The 21,150-nt window shown below is 71.4% G+C and carries 15 protein-coding genes; 8 read left to right on the top strand and 7 right to left on the bottom strand.

Going from position 1 to position 21,150, the window contains the following annotated elements; all coding sequences use genetic code 11:
* The 8 genes from AUL35_RS22575 to AUL35_RS10995 form a co-directional block, all read left to right on the top strand.
* Window positions 1-339 (top strand): hypothetical protein (locus tag AUL35_RS22575; protein WP_202814273.1); only part of this gene is annotated, 339 nt, incomplete at its 5' end.
* A gap of 148 nt (window positions 340-487) precedes the next feature.
* A complete protein-coding gene (locus tag AUL35_RS11025; protein WP_062014735.1) occupies window positions 488-919 on the top strand; it encodes a DUF2852 domain-containing protein in 432 nt (143 codons plus the stop codon).
* A gap of 104 nt (window positions 920-1,023) precedes the next feature.
* Entirely contained in the window at window positions 1,024-1,764 is a 741-nt protein-coding gene (locus tag AUL35_RS11020) for a M48 family metallopeptidase (RefSeq protein ID WP_062014733.1), read from the top strand.
* A gap of 102 nt (window positions 1,765-1,866) precedes the next feature.
* Window positions 1,867-2,547, top strand: a complete 681-nt coding sequence (locus tag AUL35_RS11015; protein ID WP_062014731.1) for a phosphoribosylanthranilate isomerase — start codon at window positions 1,867-1,869, stop codon at window positions 2,545-2,547.
* Entirely contained in the window at window positions 2,544-3,767 is a 1,224-nt protein-coding gene (trpB, locus tag AUL35_RS11010) for a tryptophan synthase subunit beta (RefSeq protein ID WP_062014729.1), read from the top strand. Before AUL35_RS11015 ends, trpB begins: the two co-directional genes overlap by 4 nt.
* A gap of 83 nt (window positions 3,768-3,850) precedes the next feature.
* A complete protein-coding gene (trpA, locus tag AUL35_RS11005) occupies window positions 3,851-4,678 on the top strand; it encodes a tryptophan synthase subunit alpha (RefSeq protein ID WP_062014728.1) in 828 nt (275 codons plus the stop codon).
* 62 nt (window positions 4,679-4,740) lie between these two features.
* Window positions 4,741-5,667 carry an acetyl-CoA carboxylase, carboxyltransferase subunit beta gene (accD, locus tag AUL35_RS11000; RefSeq protein WP_062014726.1) on the top strand — a complete coding sequence of 309 codons (927 nt, stop codon included), beginning with the start codon at window positions 4,741-4,743 and terminating at the stop codon, window positions 5,665-5,667.
* 65 nt (window positions 5,668-5,732) lie between these two features.
* A complete protein-coding gene (locus AUL35_RS10995) occupies window positions 5,733-7,028 on the top strand; it encodes a folylpolyglutamate synthase/dihydrofolate synthase family protein (protein WP_062014749.1) in 1,296 nt (431 codons plus the stop codon).
* A gap of 62 nt (window positions 7,029-7,090) precedes the next feature.
* Here AUL35_RS10995 and trxA read toward each other — a convergent pair whose 3' ends face one another.
* The 7 genes from trxA to ahcY all read right to left on the bottom strand — a co-directional run bounded on the left by trxA (window position 7,091) and on the right by ahcY (window position 20,994).
* Window positions 7,091-7,414 (bottom strand): thioredoxin, encoded by a 324-nt coding sequence (gene trxA, locus AUL35_RS10990; protein ID WP_062014724.1) that lies wholly within the window; start codon window positions 7,412-7,414, stop codon window positions 7,091-7,093.
* Window positions 7,415-7,538: 124 nt separating this feature from the next.
* Entirely contained in the window at window positions 7,539-11,135 is a 3,597-nt protein-coding gene (gene addA, locus AUL35_RS10985) for a double-strand break repair helicase AddA (protein WP_062014723.1), read from the bottom strand.
* On the bottom strand, window positions 11,132-14,269 hold the full coding sequence (gene addB / locus AUL35_RS10980) for a double-strand break repair protein AddB (protein WP_062014721.1): 3,138 nt from the start codon (window positions 14,267-14,269) through the stop codon (window positions 11,132-11,134). The genes addA and addB overlap by 4 nt, the downstream gene beginning before the upstream one ends.
* 255 nt (window positions 14,270-14,524) lie before the next feature.
* Window positions 14,525-15,298 carry a nucleotidyltransferase family protein gene (locus AUL35_RS10975; protein ID WP_244493740.1) on the bottom strand — a complete coding sequence of 258 codons (774 nt, stop codon included), beginning with the start codon at window positions 15,296-15,298 and terminating at the stop codon, window positions 14,525-14,527.
* A gap of 13 nt (window positions 15,299-15,311) precedes the next feature.
* On the bottom strand, window positions 15,312-16,862 hold the full coding sequence (tsaE, locus tag AUL35_RS10970; RefSeq protein ID WP_062014719.1) for a tRNA (adenosine(37)-N6)-threonylcarbamoyltransferase complex ATPase subunit type 1 TsaE: 1,551 nt from the start codon (window positions 16,860-16,862) through the stop codon (window positions 15,312-15,314).
* Entirely contained in the window at window positions 16,859-19,372 is a 2,514-nt protein-coding gene (locus AUL35_RS10965) for a PAS domain-containing sensor histidine kinase (protein WP_082666265.1), read from the bottom strand. The genes tsaE and AUL35_RS10965 overlap by 4 nt, the downstream gene beginning before the upstream one ends.
* 221 nt (window positions 19,373-19,593) lie before the next feature.
* A complete protein-coding gene (gene ahcY / locus AUL35_RS10960; protein ID WP_062014716.1) occupies window positions 19,594-20,994 on the bottom strand; it encodes an adenosylhomocysteinase in 1,401 nt (466 codons plus the stop codon).
* Window positions 20,995-21,150: the final 156 nt, after the last annotated feature.

Raw genomic sequence — 21,150 nt, 5'->3', positions numbered from 1 at the left:
CCCGCCGTCCCGCCGGTCGAGGCGCCGGCCGCCGCCGATCTGCCGGACGGCGAGGTGCTGGGCGCGGGAACCGCCTTCACGGCCGCCGCCGCCCTGCCCGACAACCCGGTTCGCCTGCCTGTAGCTCCAGCGGAGACGGAGCAGCATCGGCCCGGCACCGCCGCGTTGGAGGCCACCACCGCGCTGCACGGGACCGAGCCCGACGGCGACCCGGCCCATCTCGGCGAAACGGCGGCGACCCTTTCGGCGCCGTCGGGCGGGGAGGGCATGGAGGCTATCCTGCCGGAGCCGCGCTTTGCGGATGCCGAGCGCGAGGCCGAGAACCGCACCGGAACCTGACGTTCCCGCCGGCCCGTTCGCGTGAGCCTTGCCGAATCGTGAACGGCGCGAAGCGGCGAGGCGTTGAAGCGCGTTTTGAGGCCCACCATCTGAGGAAGCGGGATCGTCGCCCGCTACCCATGGGCCTTTCGCACTGGAACGCCGTTCGATGAGATCGCAAGCCCTGATTCGCCCCGCCTGGACCCCTGCCACCATCGCTTTGATGGTGCTCGGCTTCATGGCCTATTGGCCGCTTGGCCTCGCCGTCCTCGCCTACATCCTCTGGGGCGACCGGCTCGAGGCCTTCCGCGGTGACGTCGGCCGCATGACCGACCGCGTCGCGGCCACCTTCCGCGGCTCGGGCGCCAACATTCCGGCCGGCTTCGGCCGCACCGGAAACGTCGCCTTCGACGACTGGCGCGAGGCCGAGCTGAAGCGCCTCGACGCGGAGCGCCGTCGCCTGAACGAGGCGAGCGCCGAGTTCGAGTCCTATGCGCGCGAGCTTCGCCGCGCCAAGGACCAGGAGGAGTTCGACCGCTTCATGAGCCAGCGCGGCCGCCGCGCCGGCGCCGAGGACGCCGAGATCGTCACCGCCCGCTAGGGCGTCAGTCTCGATCCGTGAACATGGGCCGCCCCGGCGACGGGGCGGCCTTTTTCGTGTCCGTATGGAAACCGGCAAGGCCCGCGCGCTAGAAGAGCGGGCACATGCCCGCGCTTCCCGCCTTTCTCCGCCGCTCCGCCCCCCAGCCGCTGCCCGAGTTCTTCGAGATCGAGGGCCGCGCTCTGCCGCTGCGCGTGCGCGAACATGCCGGGGCGCGGCGCCTCGTCCTGCGTCTGTCGCCGTCGGGCGAGCTGCGCGTGACGGTTCCGCCGCGCACGCGCGCGGCGACGGTGCTCGGCTTTCTCGACCGGCACCGCGCCTGGGTCGCCGGGCGGCTCGAGGTGCATCCTGGTGCCGTGAGAGTGGAGGACGGCGCGATCTTGCCGTTTCGCGGCGGCGAGCTTCTCGTCGTGCACGAGCCGGGACGCCGCGCGGCGCGCGTCGAGGCGGGCGAGGGGCGTCTCCTTGTCGGGGGCGAGCGGGACGGGATCGGCCGCCGCGTCGCGGACACGCTGAAGCGCGAGGCGCGGCGCGACCTGCAGGCCGAGGTCGACCGGCTGGTGCCGATCCTCGGGCTGCGGCCGAGCGCCCTGTCGCTCAAGGACACGCGCAGCCGCTGGGGCTCTTGCTCGGCGGAACGCCGGCTCAGCTTCTCCTGGCGCATCGTCATGGCGCCGCCCCCCGTGCTGCGCTACCTCGTCGCGCACGAGATGGCGCATCTTCGGGAGATGAACCACGCCCCGGCCTTCTGGGCGCTCTGCCGCGAGCTATGTCCCGAGACGGAGGCAGGGCGCGACTGGCTGCGCCGCCGCGGCGGTTCGTTGCACGCGATCGATTTCGGGTAAGGACAGGCCGTTTCCATGCAACGCATCGGGGTCGGCGCGCTTTACACGGGCCGCCCTCCGGCGCGATAAGGCCCTGACCCTCTTAGCGGATTTCGAGATCCCGTGAACCGACCGCACGTCAAGATCTGCGGACTTAAGGAAGCCCGGCACGTCGACGTCGTCCTCTCGCGAGGCGGCAACGAGATCGGCTTCGTTCATTTTCCTCCCAGCCCGCGCCACCTCGAGATCGCGGACATGATGCGACTGCGCGCCCATGCGGGCGGCCGGGCGCTGGTGACGGTCGTTCTGGTGGACCCGGACGACGACCTCCTCGAGCGCGTCGCCGAGCGCGTGCGCCCCGACGTTCTCCAACTCCACGGGCGCGAGAGCGTCGCGCGTGTCGCCGAGGTCGCGGCGCTGACCGGCCTCAACGTGATGAAGGCGATCTCGGTCGCCGAGCCCGCCGACCTCGACGCCTTCGAGCGCTACGAGCCGGTCGCCCACCGCATACTGATCGACGCCAAGCGCCCCAAGGGCTCGCAGCTTCCCGGCGGGAACGGCGTGAGCTTCGACTGGCGCCTTCTCGACGACCTGCCGACGCGCGACTTCACGCTCTCGGGCGGCGTCACCCCGGCCAACGTCGCGGAGGCCGTCCGGCGCGTGCGCCCCTTTGCCCTCGATCTCTCCTCGGGCGTCGAGCGCGCCCCGGGGGTCAAGGACGAAGGCCTGATCCACCAGCTGTTCGACGCCCTCGACGGGGCGGCCCGGACCACCGACCACACCAGCCAGCGGCATTCGGCATGAACTCGATCGCGACCCCGAACTCCTTCAAGCTCGGCCCCGACGACGACGGTCGCTTCGGCCTCTTCGGCGGGCGCTTCGTGGCCGAAACCTTGATGCCGCTGATCCTCGACCTCGAGGCGGCCTACAAGGCGGCCAAGACCGACGAGGCCTTCAAGGCCGAGCTCGGCAGCCTCCAGACGCACTATACCGGCCGGCCGAGCCCGCTCTATCACGCCGAGCGCCTCACCGAGCACTTCGGCGGCGCCGAGGTCTGGTTCAAGCGCGAGGAGCTGAACCACACCGGCTCGCACAAGATCAACAACTGCCTCGGCCAGATCCTGCTCGCCCGCCGCATGGGCAAGCGGCGCATCATCGCCGAGACGGGCGCGGGCCAGCACGGCGTCGCCACCGCCACCGTCTGCGCGCGCTTCGGCATGCCCTGCGTCGTCTTCATGGGCGCGACCGACGTCGAGCGCCAGAAGCCCAACGTCGTGCGCATGAAGCTGCTCGGCGCCGAGGTGCGCGCCGTGACGGCGGGCGCCGGCACGCTCAAGGACGCGATGAACGAGGCGCTGCGCGACTGGGTCTCGAACGTCGAGGACACCTACTACCTGATCGGCACGGCCGCCGGTCCGCACCCCTATCCCGCCATGGTGCGCGACTTCCAGCAGGTGATCGGCGACGAGACGCGCCAGCAGATGCTGGACACGGTCGGCGCCTTGCCGGACGCGGTGGTCGCCTGCGTGGGCGGCGGCTCCAACGCGATCGGCATGTTCCGCGCCTTCCTGGACGATCCCGACGTCGCGATCTACGGCGCCGAGGCCGGCGGCCACGGCATCGACGTCGAGAACGGCCATGCTGCCTCGATGAGCGGCGGGCGGCCCGGCGTGCTTCACGGCAACCGCACCTATCTCCTGCAGGACGAGGCGGGACAGATCCTCGAGGGCCATTCCATCTCGGCCGGCCTCGACTATCCCGGCGTCGGTCCCGAGCACGCCTACCTGCGCGACACGGGCCGCGTCTCCTACGTGCCGATCACCGACCAGGAGGCGCTGGACGCCTTCCAGCTCTGCACGCGGCTCGAGGGCATCATTCCCGCCCTGGAGTCGGCTCACGGCCTCGCCCAGATCGCCAAGATCGCGCCCACGATGCGGCGCGACCAGCGCATCGTCCTCTGCCTGTCGGGCCGGGGCGACAAGGACGTGAACACGATCGCCGCCCGCATGGGAATGGACATCTAGGGCGACGCGCATGGGGCCGGGCGCTTGAGGCGCCGCCCCGCGCGCTGTATCGCCGATCCCGTTCCGCACCGAAGGACCCGAGCATGACCACCCGCATCGAGACGCGTTTCGCCGAACTGAAGGCCGAGAAGCGCCCCGCGCTCGTCACCTTCGTGATGGCGGGCGACCCGGACCGGGACACGGCGCTTGCCGTGATGCGCGCCCTGCCGGCGGCGGGCGCCGACCTGATCGAGCTCGGCATGCCCTTTTCCGACCCGATGGCGGATGGACCCGCCATCCAGCGCGCGGGGCTTCGGGCGCTGGGAGCCGGCGAGACGCTGGCGCGCACGCTGGAGACGGTGCGCCTCTTCCGCGAAGGCGACGCGGCGACGCCCGTGATCCTCATGGGCTACTTCAACCCGATCTACATCTACGGCGTCGATCGCTTCGTGCGCGACGCGAAGGCGAGCGGCGTCGACGGGCTGATCGTCGTCGACCTGCCGCCCGAGATGGACGACGAGCTCTGCCTGCCGGCGCTGGAGGGCGGGCTGAACTTCGTGCGCCTCGCCACCCCCACCACCGACGACCGGCGGCTGCCGGCCGTTCTCAAGAACACGTCGGGCTTCGTCTACTACGTCTCGATCAACGGCATCACCGGCACCGCCGCGCCCGACGCCGGCGCGGTCGGCCGCGCCGTTCAGCGCATCAAGGGCCATACCGACCTGCCGGTCTGCGTCGGATTCGGTGTGCGCACCGCCGACCAGGCCGGGGCGATCGCGCGGCAGGCGGACGGCGTCGTGGTGGGCTCGGCCATCGTGCAGGCCATCGAGGAGGCGGCGCCGCATGGAACGCAGGCCGTGGTCGATGCCGTCACCGCGCTGGTGCGCTCGCTGGCCGAGGGCACGCGCGGCCGGAACCTTGCGGCGGCCTGAACCCGCCCTCATCTCATCTTGAACGCTCCGGCCCACGCGCCGGCCTCCGCTCGGAGAACCGCATGAACTGGATCACCAACTACGTCCGCCCGAAGATCTCCTCGCTGCTCGGCCAACAGCCGCGCGAGGTGCCCGAGAACCTTTGGATCAAGTGTCCCGAGACCGGCGAGATGATCTTCCACAAGGATCTGGAGGCGAACCAGTACGTCATCCCGACCTCGAACTTCCACATGAAGATCGGGGCACGGGACCGGCTGACCCACTTCTTCGACGGCGGCGTCTTCGAGGAGATCGCGCTGGAGAAGGTGCCGCTCGATCCGCTGAAGTTCCGCGACTCCAAACGCTACGTGGACCGGCTCAAGGACTATAAGGCCAAGACGGGACTCGAGGATTCGGTGCTGGTCGCGGCCGGCGCGCTCGAGGGCCTGCCCATCGTGGCGGCGGTCCAGGACTTCGCCTTCATGGGCGGCTCGCTCGGCATGGCGGCAGGCGAGGCGATCGTGACGGCGGCCGAGACGGCGGTGGACCGCCGTCGCCCGCTCGTGCTCTTCGCGGGCTCGGGCGGGGCGCGCATGCAGGAGGGCATCCTGTCGCTCATGCAGCTGCCGCGCACCACGGTCGCGGTCGAGATGGTGAAGGATGCGGGCCTCCCCTACATCGTCGTCCTCACGAACCCGACCACCGGCGGCGTGACCGCCTCCTACGCCATGCTCGGCGACGTCCATATCGCCGAACCCGGCGCGGTGATCGGCTTCGCGGGCGCGCGCGTCATCGAGCAGACCATCCGCGAGAAGCTGCCGGAAGGCTTCCAGCGCTCCGAATACCTGATGGAGCACGGCATGGTGGACATGGTGGTCCACCGTCATGAACTGAAATCGACGATCGCGAGGCTCCTGTCGGTGCTGACCAAGGCGCCCGCCGCCGAGCTGGCGCCCCAACCGGCCGCCGCTGCCGCGCCCGAGCCTGCCGCGCAGCCAGAGCCGGCCTGACCGCATTGACCTCCTCCCTTCCGCGCGTGGACACGGGCGAAGCCGAGCGCGAGATCGCCGGCCTCATGGAGCGCCACCCGAAGGGCTTCGACCTCGGGCTGGAGCGCATCCGGCGGCTTCTCGCCTCGCTCGGCGATCCCCAGACGCGCCTGCCCCCGGTGATCCACGTCGCCGGCACCAACGGCAAGGGCTCCACCGTCAGCTTCATGCGCGCCATCCTCGAGGCCGAGGGACTGGCGGCGCATGTCCACACCTCGCCCCATCTCGTGCGCTGGCACGAGCGCTACCGGCTGGGGCGTCGGGGCGAGCCCGGACGGCTGGTCGACGACGCGGTGCTGGCGGACGCGATCCGCCGGGCGCGCGAGGCGAACGGCGGGGAGCCGGTCACGGTCTTCGAGGTGCTCTCGGCCGTCGCCTTCCTTCTCTTCGCGGAGCATCCGGCCGACGCCGCGCTGATCGAGGTAGGCCTTGGCGGACGTCTCGACGCGACCAACGTCGTCGACCATCCGGCCGCGACCGTCGTCACCGCCATATCGCTCGACCACCAGCCCTATCTCGGCGACCGTGTCGAACTCATCGCCGCCGAGAAGGCGGGGATCTTCAAGCCGGGATCGCCGGTGGTGATCGGCCCGCAGACGGACGGCGCCGCGCTCGACGTCCTCCGCGACAAGGCGGCGCGCACACGCGCGGCCGTGAAGGTCTACGGCGAGGATTTCCTCGCCTATGCCGAGCGCGGACGGCTGATCTACCAGGACGAGGCGGGGCTTCTCGACCTCGCCCTGCCGCGCCTTCCGGGCCGTCACCAGATCGGCAACGCGGCGACCGCGATCGCGGCGCTGCGCGCGGCTGGCTTCAAGGCGGGCTCGGCCGCGATCGCGCGCGGGCTGACCGGCGCGCAGTGGCCGGGCCGCCTGCAGCGCATCACGACGGGTCCGCTCTTCGAGGCGCTGCCGCCGGGGTCGGAGCTCTGGCTCGACGGGGGCCACAATCCCGGCGCGGGCGCGGTGATCGCCGAGGCGCTGGCCGAGATGGAGGACCGCACGCCGCGCCCGCTCCATCTCGTCTGCGGCATGCTCTCGACCAAGGAGCCGGTCGGCTTCTTCCGCCATTTCCAGGGCATGGCGCGCGACGTGCAATGCGTGCCGATCCCGACGAGCGATGCCGCACTGGCGCCCGAGGTGCTGGCGGGCGCCGCCCGCGAGGCGGGTCTGCGGGCCTCGCCCGCGGCCGGCGTGGCGGAAGCCCTGTCGCGTGTGGCGGCGGGCGGGCGGACGGGCGACGCCGCGCCGCGCGTCCTTGTCTGCGGCTCGCTCTATCTTGCCGGCGAAGTGCTGCGCGACAGCGATCTGGCGCCCCGCTGACGCGAAAAGGGCCCGCCGGTCGTGAACCGGCGAGCCCTCTCGTCAATCTGCGCGGGAAGCGATCAGGCGGCGGTGTTGGAGTTGATCCAGGCCAACAGCTTGCTCTTGGGCGCGGCGCCGACCTGGACGCTCGCCTGCTCGCCGTTCTTGAAGAGCATGAGGGTCGGGATCGAGCGCACGCCGAACTGGGCGGCCAAATCCGGGTTCTCGTCGATGTTCACCTTCACCACGTCGATCGCCTGGTTCTCGGCGGCGATCTCCTCGAGGCTCGGGGCGATCATCTTGCAGGGACCGCACCACTCCGCCCAGAAGTCGACCACCACGGGCTTGGCGGACTGAAGGACGTCGGACTGGAAGTTGCTGCTGTCGATGGTCTTGGTGGCCATGCTCGGCTCCTGGGATAGGGCCTCGACGCTGCTTGCGAGGGGCCACGTGCGGGGGCGGGAACGAGAATTCTTGCGAGTCTCTCGTTCCGCGTCCGCGCATAGGTAGATGGGGCCGGGCCCTGGTTCAAGCGGCGTGGGCGGCGGCCTGCGCCCGTGCCGCCCGGGCGGCCAGCGCCTCGTCCAGCGCCTCGGCCGGTACCGGCATGAGGAGCGGTCCCTCGGTGAAGAGCAACGAGGTCCTGATCTCCAGGGCCGGGAAGAGCGGGCGCACCAGCTCGCGGTAGAGCGCGAGCTGCAGGCACATGGCGTCCGGGACCTCGGCGAGCGATTTGGGAAACGGTGCGTTCGTCTTGTAGTCGAGGATGTGGACGAAGTCCGGCCCGACCGCCAGCCGGTCGATCGCTCCGTTCACGGCGTAGAGAACGCCGCCGAGCTCGATCTCGCCCGCGACCGTCACCTCCGCCCGGCTCCCGTCCGAGAAGAGTTCGGCATGGACCGGATCGTCGAGCACCGCCTCGACGGCCGCCAGCATGGCCTCGCGCTCCTCGTTCGCGAACGCCGCGCCGACGCGCTCCATGTATGTGCGGGCGGCCGGTCGCCGTTCCTCGTGCGGCAGTTCGGGCAGAACCTGGAGAAGGCGATGCATGAGGCGGCCGCGCTCCAGGGCCAGCCGCCCGTTCGAGCCGGGAAGCGCCGGATCGGCGTCCGCCACGATCTCGAGGCGGCTCGCCCCGCCCGCCGTGGAGGGTGTCAGGGGGCGTGGGGGCAGGGGCTCGGGATCGAGCTTCGTCATGTTCACTTCACGTACGGGCGCCACCGGCTCGGGCGCGAGCGCCGGGGCGTCGATCCGCTCGTCGGGCTCCTCACCGATGCGCAGCGCGAGCAGCTCGCCCGTCTCGGGATCGCGGATCTCGCGCGCGCCGTCGCCGCCCAGCGCCGCGCGCACGCGCATTGCCCACGACGCCTCGTCCGGACCGCGCTGGCCCGCGATGCCGCAGACGACCAGCCGGTCGGCCGCGCGCGTCAGGCCCACATAGAGGAGGCGGCGGTACTCGTCCTCGGCCGCCTCGCGCTCGATGTCCTGCAGCCGCTCGACCACCGCGTTGCGAGCACCCTTCTCCGGGCACCAGAGGAAGCCGGGCGCTGCGCCCGACGGGCGGCCGGGCATGTCGGCCCACTCCATGAGCCGGGCGCCGTGCGCTCGGCTGAACGGCGCGGAGCCTGGATCCACCAGGAAGACCACCGGTGCCTCAAGGCCTTTCGAGGCGTGCGCGGTCATGATGCGCACCTCGCCGCGCCCGTGGTCCATCTCGCGCTTGATCTCGGGCGGCGAGGCTTCGAGATCGGCGAGAAACGCGTCCAACCCGCCGCGGCCGGCCTCTTCCTCGGCCAGCGCGAGGTCGAGAAAGGCGTCCACCACCGTGCCGGCCTCCGAGCCGAGGCGCACGACCAGCGCGGCGCGTCCCCCCTCCGGCCCGAGGATGCGCGCGAAGAACGGGAACACGGTGTCGAAGCCGGAGCGCCGGCGCAGTTCCTCCAGGCGATCGAAGCTCGCCTTGCAGAGTTTCAGGAAGCGGGCGCGTTCGCCCTCCGGCACGAAGGGGGGCACGAGCGCCACGCCGCGCGGGCGCGCGAGGCGGCGCAGGGCGAAGTAGAGCGATTCGGGGCGCTTCTGGTCGCGCGAAAGGGCGAGCGCCATCAGGTCGTCGTCGGAGAAGCCGAAGAGCGGGCTCTTCAAGACCGCGGCGAGCGACAGCTCGTCCTCGGCGTTGGAGACCGTGCGGCCGAGCGCCATGAGGTCCTGCACGGCGATATGGTCGGTGATGACGAGGCGGTCGGCGCCCGCCACCGGCAGCCCGGCATCGCGCAGCGCCGCGCCCATGGCCGCGACGAAGCCGGAGCGCTTCCTCACGAGGACGATGACGTCGCCCGCCGTGATCGGGCGCGTCTCGCCGCGCACGCGCACCGGCTGGCCGATCCAGCGCCGGATCGTCTCGGCGATGCGCCGCGCGAGGCGGCTCGGCGGGGCGGAGGCGGGCTGGTGGTCGATCGGGTCGAGCCAGTCGTCGCTCGCCACCACGGCTGCCGGCACGAGGCTCGGCCAGACCTCGATGAGGCCGGGGTCGCTCGCGCGTGCCGAGACGTGGACGGGCCGCTCGTTGCCGCTCGACAGGCCGCGCCGGTCGCTTTCCCCGGAGAAGACGCGGTCCACCGCGTCGAGAACCGCCGGCACGGAGCGGAAGCTCTGGTGCAGCTCGACGCGCGAGAAGGGCAGGCCCGCATTCTTCGCCAGCGCCTCCAGGTTACGCCGCTCGGCGGCGAACATGGCCGGCGAGGCCCCCTGGAACGAGTAGATCGACTGCTTCTCGTCGCCGACCGCAAAGACCGTGCGCGGCCTCGGCCGGGCCTGCGCCTCGCCGAAGAACTCCTCCACGAGCTGGCGCACGACCTGCCACTGGCGCGGGCTCGTGTCCTGCGCCTCGTCGACCAGCACGTGGTCGATGCCCTGGTCGAGCTTGAAATGGACCCAGGCCGCGGCCTCGCCGCGCAGAAGGAGATCGGCCGTGCGAACGATCAGGTCCTCGAAGTCGAGCCGCCCGCGCCGCCGCTTGAGCGCCTGGTAGTCGGCGTCGAGCCGCTCGGCGATGCGCAGCGCCGCGCGGCTGGCCGAGAAGAGCCGGAGCGTCGCGAGGCGCTCGGCGAGCGCGTCCAGCGCGTCGCCGGCCTCGGCAAGGCGTTCCGCGAAGTCCGGGAAGCGGCTTGCCACCGCCTTGGTCGCGACCGAGCCCGGCTTGCGGCGCTCGCCCGCCGCCGTGAGCAGGATGGCCCCCAGAGCCTCGAAACGCCCTTGCGCCGTCGCCGCGCTCTCGAAGTCGGCGAGCTTGCCGAGAAGGGTCGCATCGGTCGCCTTGTCGCTGTCTCCCGCAGCAAGGCTCAAGGCGCGGCGGAAGTCGCGGTCGAAGCCCGGCGGATCGTTCACCGCCGCCAGCGCGGTCTCCGCCGTCGCGGCCGGGTCGATGCCGAGCGAGCGCGCGGTGAGCGCGATCGCCTCCTCCAGCCCGCCGGCTCCCTCGATGAAGCCGCGGACGCGGTCGCGCTTGGCGACGATCTCGGTGAGAAGCGCGTCGAGCCCCCACTCGCCGCCGGCGGCGAGCGCATCGGCAAAGGCGAGCGCCAGCGCGCCGTCCTCGGGGTCGGGAGAGCCGGGCCTCGTGCCGGTGACGAGCAGGCGGCGCGCCTCCGCTAGGAGAAGCGCCGACTCGGTCTCGTCCAGCACCTCGAAATGGCCGGGGATGTTGGCCTCCAGCGGGAACTGGTGCAGCACCGCCTCGCAGAAGGCGTGGATCGTCTGGATCTTCAGGCCGCCCGGCGTTTCCAGCGCGCGGGCAAACAGGCGCCGCGCCTCGGCCAGCCGCTCCGGCGCGGCGGGCCGGTTCGGCTCCATTCGGGCAAGTTCCTCGGCGAGCGCGGCATCGGGAAGGCGTGTCCAGCCCGCGAGCCGTCGAAAGACGCGCGTCTGCATCTCGGCGGCCGCCGCCTTGGTGTAGGTGAGGCACAGGATCTTGGAGGGCTCGGCCCCGGCGAGCAGCAGGCGCACGACACGCTCGGTGAGGACATGCGTCTTGCCGGAGCCGGCATTGGCCGAGACGAAGACCGAGCGCGAAGGGTCGGAGGCGAGCGCCTGAGCCCGCTCGGTCTCGCGCGAGACGGTGCGGCTCATGCGTCCTCTCCTTCGTCGCTCGCGGCCACGCCCCATTCGCGGGCTCGCGCCAGGTGGTCGTAGGGGCCCGAGAAGTCGCCCGCCATGAAGGGCCGGGCGCGCGACAGGTAGCCCTTGTCCGCGTTCTTGTAGATCGCGGCGAGGGCACGGAACCTGGCGAGCGCCCCCTCGGCGAGGTCGTCGCCCGTCTGCGGCTCGCCGGTGCGCCCGCCTCCATGCGCCAGCCGTTCCTCCAGGAACTCGCGTTCGCGCAGGCGCACGTAGATGAGATCGGAGATGCCGCCGGGCTTGTCGCCCAGCGCCTCGAAGCCGCCGAGCCTCGCCATCGCACCCTCCAGCGGAAGCTGCGGGGCGAGCAGCGTGCGCGCCTGTTTCACGGAAGGGTGCGTGCCCGTCTTGTAGTCGACGATCTCGATCGCGCCGCCGCGCAGCCGGTCGATCCGGTCGGCATAGCCGCGCAGCGTCACGCCAAGATCGGCAAACGTGACTTCGCCCTCGACCTCGGTGAAGCGTGCCTCGACGAAGGGCGCGCGCGTCCGCTCCCAAGCCACCATGTTGTGCGCCAGGGTCTCCATGCGAGGCCACCACACGGCCTCGATCTCGGGCGGTAGCTTCTCGCGATCGAAGAGCACCCTGGCGATCTGCAGGAGCTTTCCTTCCGCGCGGGGGTCGTCGCCGCGCACCTTCGAGACGAACTCGTGGAGCACCGCGTGGTAGAGCGTGCCGCGCTCCGGCGCGCCGGGCTGGCGGATCAGCGGCTCCAGCGGCTCCAGGCGCAGGACGCGCCGGGCATGGACCGCGTAGGGGTCGCGCACCAGCGTCTCGACCTCGGTCACCGAGTAGCGGATCGGCCGCGCTTCGGCCGGGGGCTTCGGTTCGGGCCGGCCGGCCTTGCCCGTCTCGGGTAGGCCGCAGAGATCGGCCTCGGCCACGCGCGCGTGATGGAGATAGACCCGCCCGCGCTCGCGCATCGCGGCCTCCTCGCCCGGTCCGGCGAGCGTCAGGATGCGCTGCAGCCAACGCGACGCGATGGCGGGCGCGCCGCCCGCGCGAGCCGAGCGGGCGAGGATGACGCGCGGCGTGCCCATCGCCATCCAGATGTCATGGGCCGCGAGGCCGATGCGCCGCTCCGGCGGGTCGAGGTCGATCTCGGCGCGCATGACGCGCGACAGGAAGGCGTCCGAGCGCGCCGCGCGCGGCCATGTTCCCTCGTTGAGCCCGGCGAGGATCATCGTGTCGACGTTCTGAAGCCGTGCCTCCAGCGCCCCCCACACGAAGACGCGCCGCGACAGGCCACCGCGCGGGCGCACGGTCACCTCGCCCATCAGGGCTCGCACGACATCCGGCAGCTCCTCCGGCACGAAGGCGAAGCCCGTCTCGGGCGCCGCGCCCATCTCGCGCAGGAAATCGGCCATCGCCGCGCCGGCCTCTTCCGCATAGAGCGGACGGGGCTCGCCCTCCTCGTCGCGCGCCAGCGCCTCCAAGGCGGTGCGCAGCGCCTCGGCATAGTCGGCGACCTCGGTCTCGCCGTCGCCGCGCAGGACGAGGAGGGGGCCGAGCGCTGCGGCCAGCTTGTCGGCGACCTCGGTCGCGTAGCCGCGCTCCTCGGGCCCCAGAAGATCGACGGCGCGGCTGGCGCGCAGCCGGTCCGGATCCTCGCGCGGCAGCTCGAAGCGGCGGATGCGCGATCGTACGAGTTCGGGAAGCGATAGTGCGTCCGCCGTGCCGACGCCGCCGCGCAGTGCCAGGAGCTCGATCGCGCGCGCGCCCTCGCGCGCCTGCGCGGGCGAAAGGCCCAGCCGCACCAGCGGGTGCTTGAGGAGCGAGAGCAGCACGATCGGGTCGCCCGGCCGCAGCGCCGCGTCGAGTGCCAGGGACGCCAGCGTTCCGGGCGGCGTGCAGGCGAGCGGGCGGCCCGCCGAATCATTGGCCTGAACGCCGAAGCGCTCGAGTTCGGCGACCACGCGCCGCGCCACGTTGCGGTCCGGCGTCGTCAGCGCCACGGTCGAGCCTTCCGCCGACAGCGCGTCGCGGATCGCCACGGCGATCGCCAGCGCCTCCTCGCGCTCGTCCGCCGCCTCGATCAGGTCGACGCCGCGCAGCGCGGGACCGGCGAGCTCGGCCAGGTCCCGGCTCGCCCAGAGGTCGGTGGTCTCGGCCGGGCGCATCGCCTCCGACAGGAAGCGCTCGCGCGCCAGAAGGTCGCTCCCTTCCGTTGGCGCGGTCTGGTGTACGTCGTCGCGCCCCAGCTGGAGAGCTTCCATGATCCGCCGAAGGCCGTGCTGCGGATGGCCGGGCGCGGCGATCGTGCGCGAGCGGTCGATCCAGCGGAAGCTCGGCTCGTCGAGATGGCAGTCCAGGCCGGGCAGCACCAGCGCGCCGTTCGGGAGCCGCGCGACCGCACGAAAGAAATCGAGCGTCGCGGGCGCCGTCGCGGTCGAGCCGGCCACCACCACGCCGCCGCGCGACCCGTGCCGCCGCAGCCGCTCGGCCTCGCGCCGGAACCATTCGACGCGCGCCGCGGCCCTGTCCTGCAGCCGCCGCTCCGCCAGGATCGCCGGCCACTGCCGCGCGAGAATGTCGAGGAAGGTCAGCGTCAGCTGCCACCATTCCGCGAGCCGGTCGGGCGCAAGGTTCGGCAGGGCGGCCAGACTCGCCTCGTCGTCCGTCGCCTCGTCGAGAAGGGCCGCCAGATCGTTGGCGAGATACAGCGCGTCCGCTGCCGAGGCCGGCAGCACGCGCTCCTCGCCCGTCAGAATGCGCAGCGACTGCCGGTTCAGCGTCGTCTTCCAAAGCCGCACCAGCCGCGCCAGAAGCAGCCGCCGCTCCAGCGCCGCCATCTCCGGCACGAGCTGCGGCGTGGGGCCGAGATCGAGGAAGGCCGCTGCATCTTCCGCCTCGCCGAGCGGACGCACGCTCGGCAGGATCGCGGCCCGCCCGCCCAGCGCCCGCGCGAACTCGCCCTGCAGCGCCCGCGCCGCGCGGCGCGTGGGCACCAGAACCGTCAGGTCCGCCAGCTTGAGCGGATCGCCCCGAAGATCCAGGCCCGGCAGGAAGCGCCCGTCCAGAATGCCCTCCGCCAGGGTCGGCAGGAACGGAAGACCCGGCGAGATCGAGAAGACATGACTGCGCATCGCCGCATCCTATCCGCGCCCGCACGGGCGTTCAAACGCATGAGGGTCGCGTGTTGGAGCCAAGACGGGACTCCACCCTCGACCCGGCCTGTGCGAGCCACGGGTCTCGCCCGTCCGTGGGACGGGAATGATTCCCCTGCAGCCCCTTCTCTTGAAGAGGTTTGGGATCGATCATCGAAAGAAAGGAAGGGTCCGGGAAGCCATTCCCGGACGGGGTCGGGGCGGTAGCCGCGCCATGACCCGGATGCGCGCCCCTCAGGCGTACTGGACGCGTCCCGTGCTGGCGAGGAAGGCGTCGTTGGCCTCGCGCACGGCGGCGGGGGTTCCGACGGTGATCCACAGGCCGTCGAGGCGCACGCCGTAGAGGCGGTCGGCCGCGATCGCGGTGTCGAAGACGCGGTTGAGGGAGAAGGTTTCCTCCGGCAGGCCGTCGAAGACGGCGGGGTTCAGGATGCCGGCGCCCGCATAGATGAAGGGGCTCATGTCGCGCTCGGCGACGCGGCGCAGGCGCCCTTCCTTGTCCATGGTGAAGTCCCCGCGTCCCTCGTATCCGGTGGCCTGCCGCATCTCGGCGATGAGGAGGGTGATGTCGGACTTCGCGGGGTCCCAGAGGTCGGCGACGAGGTCGAGATTGTCCCGGTAGCCGTCGATCCAGAACGTGTCGGCGTTGAGGAGGTAGAACGGGTCGTCGCCGAGTAGCGGGCGGGCGCGCACGATGCCGCCGCCCGACTCGAGGAGCCTGTCGGTCTCGTCGGAGACGACGACCTCCATGTCGCGGCGCTTGCGCAGGTGGGCGCGCATGAGCTCGGCCATGTAGTGGACGTTGACCACCACGCGCTCGACGCCGTTGCGGGCGAGCGCGTCGAGCCCGTAGTCGATCAACGCCTTGCCGCGCACCTCGACGAGGGGCTTGGGGATGGTGGAGGTGATGGGGCGCATGCGCTTGCCGAGGCCCGCCGCGAGGATCATCGCGGTGCGGGGCTTGGCGGCGGAGCGGGGCATGCGGATGGCGGCTGTCGGTCGGTTCATGGCGTCGGCAAGGCTATGATGGTGCGCCGTCCTCGTCCAGCAGGCGCCAGCGGCCGTAGAGCTCGGCCAGTGGTGCCAGCGCCGGATGGGGAAGGGTGCGCTTCAGATACTGTTTGAGACGGGGAATGTGACGACGGTATTGCGGTTTGCCGTCGCGCGCGTGAAGCCGGACGAAGATGCCGAGAATCTTCGTCAGCCGCTGCGCCGACATCACCGCATAGGCCGCCTCGAAGCGGAAGGCGTCGAAGGCGGGATCGTGCCGGCGCCGGGCGGCGCAGTAGCGCGCGATGAGGCGCGCCTCCAGCTCGGGCTCGACGGTGACGCGCGCGTCCTGCGCGAGCGAGGCGACGTCGTAGGCGGTCGGCCCGATCATCGCGTCCTGGAAATCGAGCAGCGCGATGCGTCGGATGCCTTCCTCTCCCGGCTGCCAGAGCAGGTTGGGCGAATGAACGTCGCGCAGGAGAAGGTGATGCTCGGCGTCCTCGGCGAGGTCGAGGAGCGGTGCCCAGGCGGCGTCGAACGCTGCCCGGTCGTCGGGCGAGGCGGGCTGGCCGTACCGGTCCGGCCAGTACCAGTCGAGGAGCAGCGAGATCTCGATCGCCATGGCGTCGCGGTCGAAGGGCGGGATGCGGTAGGGGCCGTCCGGCCCCGCGACGGTCTCGGCGAAGGGCTGCGCGTGGAGATGGGCGAGGGCGTCGACGGTGGCCTCGTAGCGCTCCGGGATCGGACGGCCGCCGGCGTCGAGAACGCCGTCGCGGCCGAGATCGGAGAGGAGGGCGAAGCCGGCGCGCGTATCGGCATGGAGAACGTCCGGAACCAGGAGGCCGTGGTCGCGCAGGGTCCCGGCGATGGCGACGAAGGGCGCGAGCGTCTGCGCGAGATGGGCGATCGCCGCGTAGGGCCGGCCGCCGCGCACGGGCGGGCCGGGAACGAGGTCGGGCGAGTCCATGAGGATCAGGGGGGCCGCGCCGGCCTCGACGGTCACCGTCTCGTAGCCGCGCGCCGAGGCGTCGCCGCCGAGCGGCGCGCGCCAGGCGCGTCCATGGCCGGCTTCCTCGAGAAAACGACGGGCGGCGAGCGTCCGGCCGAAACGCGTGGCCGCGGACGCGTGCCCGGACTCGATATGCGCGACGCGCCCGCCGCCCGCCGCGTCACGCAACCGGATACGCAGGCCCGGGTGTCGCGTGAAGCTTGGCGCGCGCTCCGGCCACTCCACGAGAAGAATGCCGTCCTCCAGCACCTCCACGAGCCCCAGTTCCTCGATCTCCGCCTCGTCGCCGAGGCGGTAGAGGTCGGCATGGGCGGCTGGCGGCTGCGTGTCGTAGAGCTGGACCAGCGTGTAGGTCGGCGAGGGGACCTCGAGTTCCGGATCGCGCGCGAGCGCCCGCAGGAAGGCGCGGGCGAGCGTCGACTTGCCGGCGCCGAGATCCCCCTGCAGCGCCAGGAGGTCGCCCGGGCGCGCGGCAAGCGCAAGGTCGGCCGCGAGACGCCGCGTGGCCTCTTCGTCCGCCAGCGGAACGTCCCACGTCGCGTCCGGTCCCGACCGATCGGGAATGCCGCTCATTCCGCCGCGAGGTCCCGTTCGTTCCTGTCGGGAGCGGCCGGGAAGCGGCAGGTCACAGTCGTGCCGCGACCGCGCGGACCGGTGCCGACCTCGACGCGCCCGCCATGCAGTTCGACGAAGCTCTTGACGATCGACAGGCCCAGCCCGGCGCCCGACTGGCGGCCGCCCGCCGGGTCGGATTCGAAGCGCTCGAACAGCTTGGCGACGGCGTCCGGCGCGATGCCGGGGCCCTCGTCGCTGACGGCGAAGACGACGTCGCCCTTCTCGCGCCAGGCGCGCACGCCCACCAGCGATCCGGCCGGCGCGAAGTTGGCGGCGTTGGACAGGAGGTTGAAGAGGATCTGCGTGATGCGATGCCCGTCGGCGCGGAAGGTCGTGCCCGCGCCCGCCACATCCACCGAGAGCCGCAGGTCGCCGTCGCGCAGGCGCTCGCCCACGGCCTCGGCGGCGTGCTCCACCGTGCGCGCGATGTCGACGTCGGTCAGATCCAGATCCATGATGCCGGCATCGATCGTGGCCAGATCGAGGATGTCGTTGACAATGGCGAGAAGCGTCGTCGTCGAGGTGCCGATATAGTCGAGATACTCGCTCTGCTTGGCGTTGAGCGGACCGGCGTCGGGCGAGCGCAGCAAGGCCGAGAAGCCGATGATGTTGGTGAGCGGCGAGCGCAACTCGTAGTTTACGTGCTGGACGAAGTCGCTCTTCAGGCGCGCGGCGTGCTCCAGCGCCTCGTTGCGCTCGCGCAGCATGCGCTCGGCGGCGCGCGCGTCGGAGATGTCGGTGAAGGTCAGCATGGTCTGCCCGTTGGGCAGGGGCACGATGCCGTAGAAGTGGATGCGCCCGTCGGTCAGCTCGATCTCGCCGCTGACCGCCTCGCGGCCCGTCTCGTCGAACGCGGTGACGGCGCGGGTGAAGGCCGACCAGTCCGCGCCGCCCTCGCCGGTCGGGCGCACCGAGACGGCGGCGCTCGCCGCGAAGGCGCGGATATGGGGCTTGGCCTGGAGGAAGTCCGGCTCCAGACCCCAGACCGAGGCGAAGACCGGGTTCCACAGGCGCAGCCGGCCGTCCTGGCCGAACACGGCGACGCCCTCGCGCAGGTAGTCCAGCGTCTCGCCCTGAAGGCGCACGAGCGCGTTGAGGCGCGACTCCAGCTGAAGCTTCTCGGTCAGGTCCTCGAAGACCCAGGTCGCGCCGCCGCGCGGCTCCGGGCTCGTGAAGACGCGCAGCGTCCGCCCGTCCGACAGGTGCCAGAGGCCGTCGGTCGGCTCGGTCGCGCGATGGGCGCGCAGGATGTCGGCCTTCACCTGGCTGAGCGGGCGGTCTTCCGGCAGGACGCCGCGCGAGCGCAGGTGGTCGATGATGGCGACATGGTCCGGCCCGGCCTCGAGGAAGCCGGCCGACAGGCCGAAGAGCTTGGCGAAGGCGCTGTTGTGGTAGATCAGGAGCGTGCGCTCGTCGAAGCGAGCGATGGCGGTCGTCAGGTGATCGAGCGTCTCGGCATGGGAGCGAACGGTCTCGCGCAGCTCCATGCGGACCGTCTCGGTCTCCGACACGTCGACGGCCAGGCCCGCCGAGCCGAAGGCACCGCTGGCGTCCACGACCTGGAAGTTGCGCCGGTCGGAGGCGACCACGGCGCTGATCTGGCCCTCGAAGCGCCCGGCGGTCTTGAGGCGCGCGGCGATCTGCTGGCGCTCGCGCTCGTTGAAGAACTCGATCTGTCGCGCCACCGCATCGGACACGCCCGGCGCGTCGACGGCGGCGGCATAGGCGCTGTTGACCCAGACAAGGAGCCCGTCGGCGCCGCGCACCCACATGGGCAGGGGCGCCGCGTCGAAGAGCGCCTGCACCGTTTCGATCATGCCGTTGGCACGTTCCAGCGCGATGCGCGCCTCGGCGATCTCCTCGCGCAGGCCCTCCAGCGGCGCGAAGCGCACCGTGGCGAGCCCGCCCACGGTGCGGCCCACGATCTCCATGGCTTGGCCGCCCGGCGCCTCGATCTCGCGCCGGAAGCCTTCGGCCCGGGCGCGCAGCGTGTCGATGTCGCGCTGGAGCGCGGCCGCCTCCGTGGGGTCCATCCATTCCCCAAGGCGCAGGAAGGCTGCCGGCTCGGCGGGGACGCCCAGGGGACGCGGCAGCGCGCCCATGACGTCGGGCACGCCGACGCCGCTGAAGACCAGGAGGCGTTGACCGTCCTGCGTGAGGAGCGTGGCGCGGCGGTCGGATTCGTCGGCCGCGTCCGCCAGCGCCAGGGCGAGACGCCGATTCTCCGCCGCGGTGGCGGACTGCTGGCGGATCAGCCACACGGCGGCGATCATCGCGGCGCCGATGGTCAGGCTGACGAGGGCCAGATTGAGAACCGTTTCCGGCGCGAGGCCGCCATCCGCCTCCTGCGCGTGGGCCGCGACCGGCCACGTGCACAGAAGCGCAGCCCAGGCAACGGGTTGCAACCAGAAATAGAGGTTAGGCCGGACCCCCCGGTCCGGGCCTAGCCTTGCTTCGCCTTGTGTCATCCCCGTCCTTCTCCGCCGCCTTTCGAGGAAAGACAGTTGTCCCCAGCGCCGCGATCCGTTCCCCAACGGGTCGTGACGCTCGGGAATTTAAACGGTGGATAACTCCGCGCAAAGCGCGCGAACGGCACAGTAGGGAAAAAAGAAAAAGCGCCGTGGGGGTTGCCAACGGCGCTTTCGGGGTCTCGCATCCTAGAAGGGCGCTCGTGCGCCCTTTACACGTTTTAGTAGCGGTAGTGGTCCGACTTGAAGGGTCCCTGCGGCGTCACGCCGATATAGGACGCCTGGTCCTGGCTCAGCGTCGACAGGCGGGCGCCCAGCCGGTCGAGATGGAGGCGCGCGACCTTCTCGTCGAGGTGCTTGGGCAGCACGTAGACCTTGTTCTCGTACTGCTCGCCCTTGGTGAAGAGCTCGATCTGCGCCAGCGTCTGGTTCGTGAAGGAGGCGCTCATCACGAAGCTCGGATGGCCGGTGGCGTTGCCGAGGTTGAGGAGTCGGCCTTCCGAGAGCAGCAGCATGCGCTTGCCGTCGGGGAAGGTGACCATGTCGACCTGGGGCTTGATGTTGGTCCAGGTGAGGTTGCGCAGGGCCGCCACCTGAATCTCGTTGTCGAAGTGGCCGATATTGCCGACGATGCACATGTCCTTGACGGTGCGCATCGTGTCGAGCGTCACGACGTCCTTGTTGCCGGTGGTCGTGATGATGATGTCGGCCGTGGGCGCCGCGTCCTCGAGCGTCACGACCTCGAACCCGTCCATCGCCGCCTGCAGCGCGCAGATCGGGTCGACCTCGGTCACCTTCACGCGGGCGCCCGCGCCCTGAAGCGAGGCGGCCGAGCCCTTGCCGACATCGCCGTAGCCGCAGACCACCGCCACCTTGCCGGCCATCATGACGTCGGTCGCGCGGCGGATGCCGTCGACGAGCGACTCCTTGCAGCCGTACTTGTTGTCGAACTTCGACTTCGTGACCGAGTCGTTGACGTTGATCGCGGGGAAGGGGAGGAGCCCCTTCTTCTGCAGCTGGTAGAGGCGGTTGACGCCGGTGGTCGTCTCCTCGGTGACGCCGCGGATGGCATCGCGCTGGCGGGCGAAGAAGCCCGGCGTCTGCGCCATGCGCTTCTTGATCTGCGCGACGAAGATCTCCTCCTCCTCGCTGGTGGGGTGGGACAGGACGTCCTCGCCCGCCTCGGCCCGCGCGCCGGTGAGGATGTACATCGTGGCGTCGCCGCCGTCGTCGAGGATCATGTTGGCGGGCTCGCCGTCCGGCCACTGGAACAGGCGGTCCGTGTAGTCCCAGTATTCCTCGAGCGACTCGCCCTTGACCGCGAAGACCGGGGTGCCGCCGGCGGCGATCGCCGCGGCCGCATGGTCCTGCGTCGAGAAGATATTGCACGAGGCCCAGCGCACGGTCGCGCCCAGCGCCTGCAGCGTCTCGATCAGGACGGCGGTCTGGATCGTCATGTGGAGCGAGCCGGCGATGCGCGCGCCCCGCAGCGGCTGGTCTGCGCCGAACTCGTCGCGGCAGGCCATCAGGCCCGGCATCTCGGTTTCGGCGATGTCGAGTTCCTTGCGGCCCCAGTCGGCGAGCGAAAGGTCCTTGACGACGAAATCCTGTGCGGCGCTCATCACGCGTCCCTTGTCTCGGGCGGTGCATCGACGCGAAGGATCGCCGCGCCGCCTCGGTTGCGTTGCGGACGTCTTACCAGCGGTGGCCGGAAAAGGATATAAGGAAATCCTTATACGCTTATGCGAGCGTTATTGCAGGCCTTCGACGGCGCGGGA

It is taken from the genome of Aureimonas sp. AU4 (assembly GCF_001463765.1).
In the GTDB taxonomy this organism is placed as follows: domain Bacteria; phylum Pseudomonadota; class Alphaproteobacteria; order Rhizobiales; family Rhizobiaceae; genus Aureimonas.
Note: the sequence above shows the minus strand (reverse complement) of the source record. Positions and strands in the feature narration are given on the sequence as shown.

Bases quoted from the DNA above. Each gene is read 5' to 3' on its own strand.
- tsaE (WP_062014719.1), bottom strand. From the start codon at position 16,862: ATGAGCGGCATTCCCGATCGGTCGGGACCGGACGCGACGTGGGACGTT.
- addB (WP_062014721.1), bottom strand. From the start codon at position 14,269: ATGCGCAGTCATGTCTTCTCGATCTCGCCGGGTCTTCCGTTCCTGCCG.
- AUL35_RS11025 (WP_062014735.1), top strand. From the start codon at position 488: ATGAGATCGCAAGCCCTGATTCGCCCCGCCTGGACCCCTGCCACCATC.
- trxA (WP_062014724.1), bottom strand. From the start codon at position 7,414: ATGGCCACCAAGACCATCGACAGCAGCAACTTCCAGTCCGACGTCCTT.
- trpA (WP_062014728.1), top strand. From the start codon at position 3,851: ATGACCACCCGCATCGAGACGCGTTTCGCCGAACTGAAGGCCGAGAAG.
- AUL35_RS10975 (WP_244493740.1), bottom strand. From the start codon at position 15,298: ATGAACCGACCGACAGCCGCCATCCGCATGCCCCGCTCCGCCGCCAAG.
- ahcY (WP_062014716.1), bottom strand. From the start codon at position 20,994: ATGAGCGCCGCACAGGATTTCGTCGTCAAGGACCTTTCGCTCGCCGAC.
- addA (WP_062014723.1), bottom strand. From the start codon at position 11,135: ATGAGCCGCACCGTCTCGCGCGAGACCGAGCGGGCTCAGGCGCTCGCC.
- trpB (WP_062014729.1), top strand. From the start codon at position 2,544: ATGAACTCGATCGCGACCCCGAACTCCTTCAAGCTCGGCCCCGACGAC.
- AUL35_RS11020 (WP_062014733.1), top strand. From the start codon at position 1,024: ATGCCCGCGCTTCCCGCCTTTCTCCGCCGCTCCGCCCCCCAGCCGCTG.
- AUL35_RS10965 (WP_082666265.1), bottom strand. From the start codon at position 19,372: ATGACACAAGGCGAAGCAAGGCTAGGCCCGGACCGGGGGGTCCGGCCT.
- AUL35_RS10995 (WP_062014749.1), top strand. From the start codon at position 5,733: ATGGAGCGCCACCCGAAGGGCTTCGACCTCGGGCTGGAGCGCATCCGG.
- accD (WP_062014726.1), top strand. From the start codon at position 4,741: ATGAACTGGATCACCAACTACGTCCGCCCGAAGATCTCCTCGCTGCTC.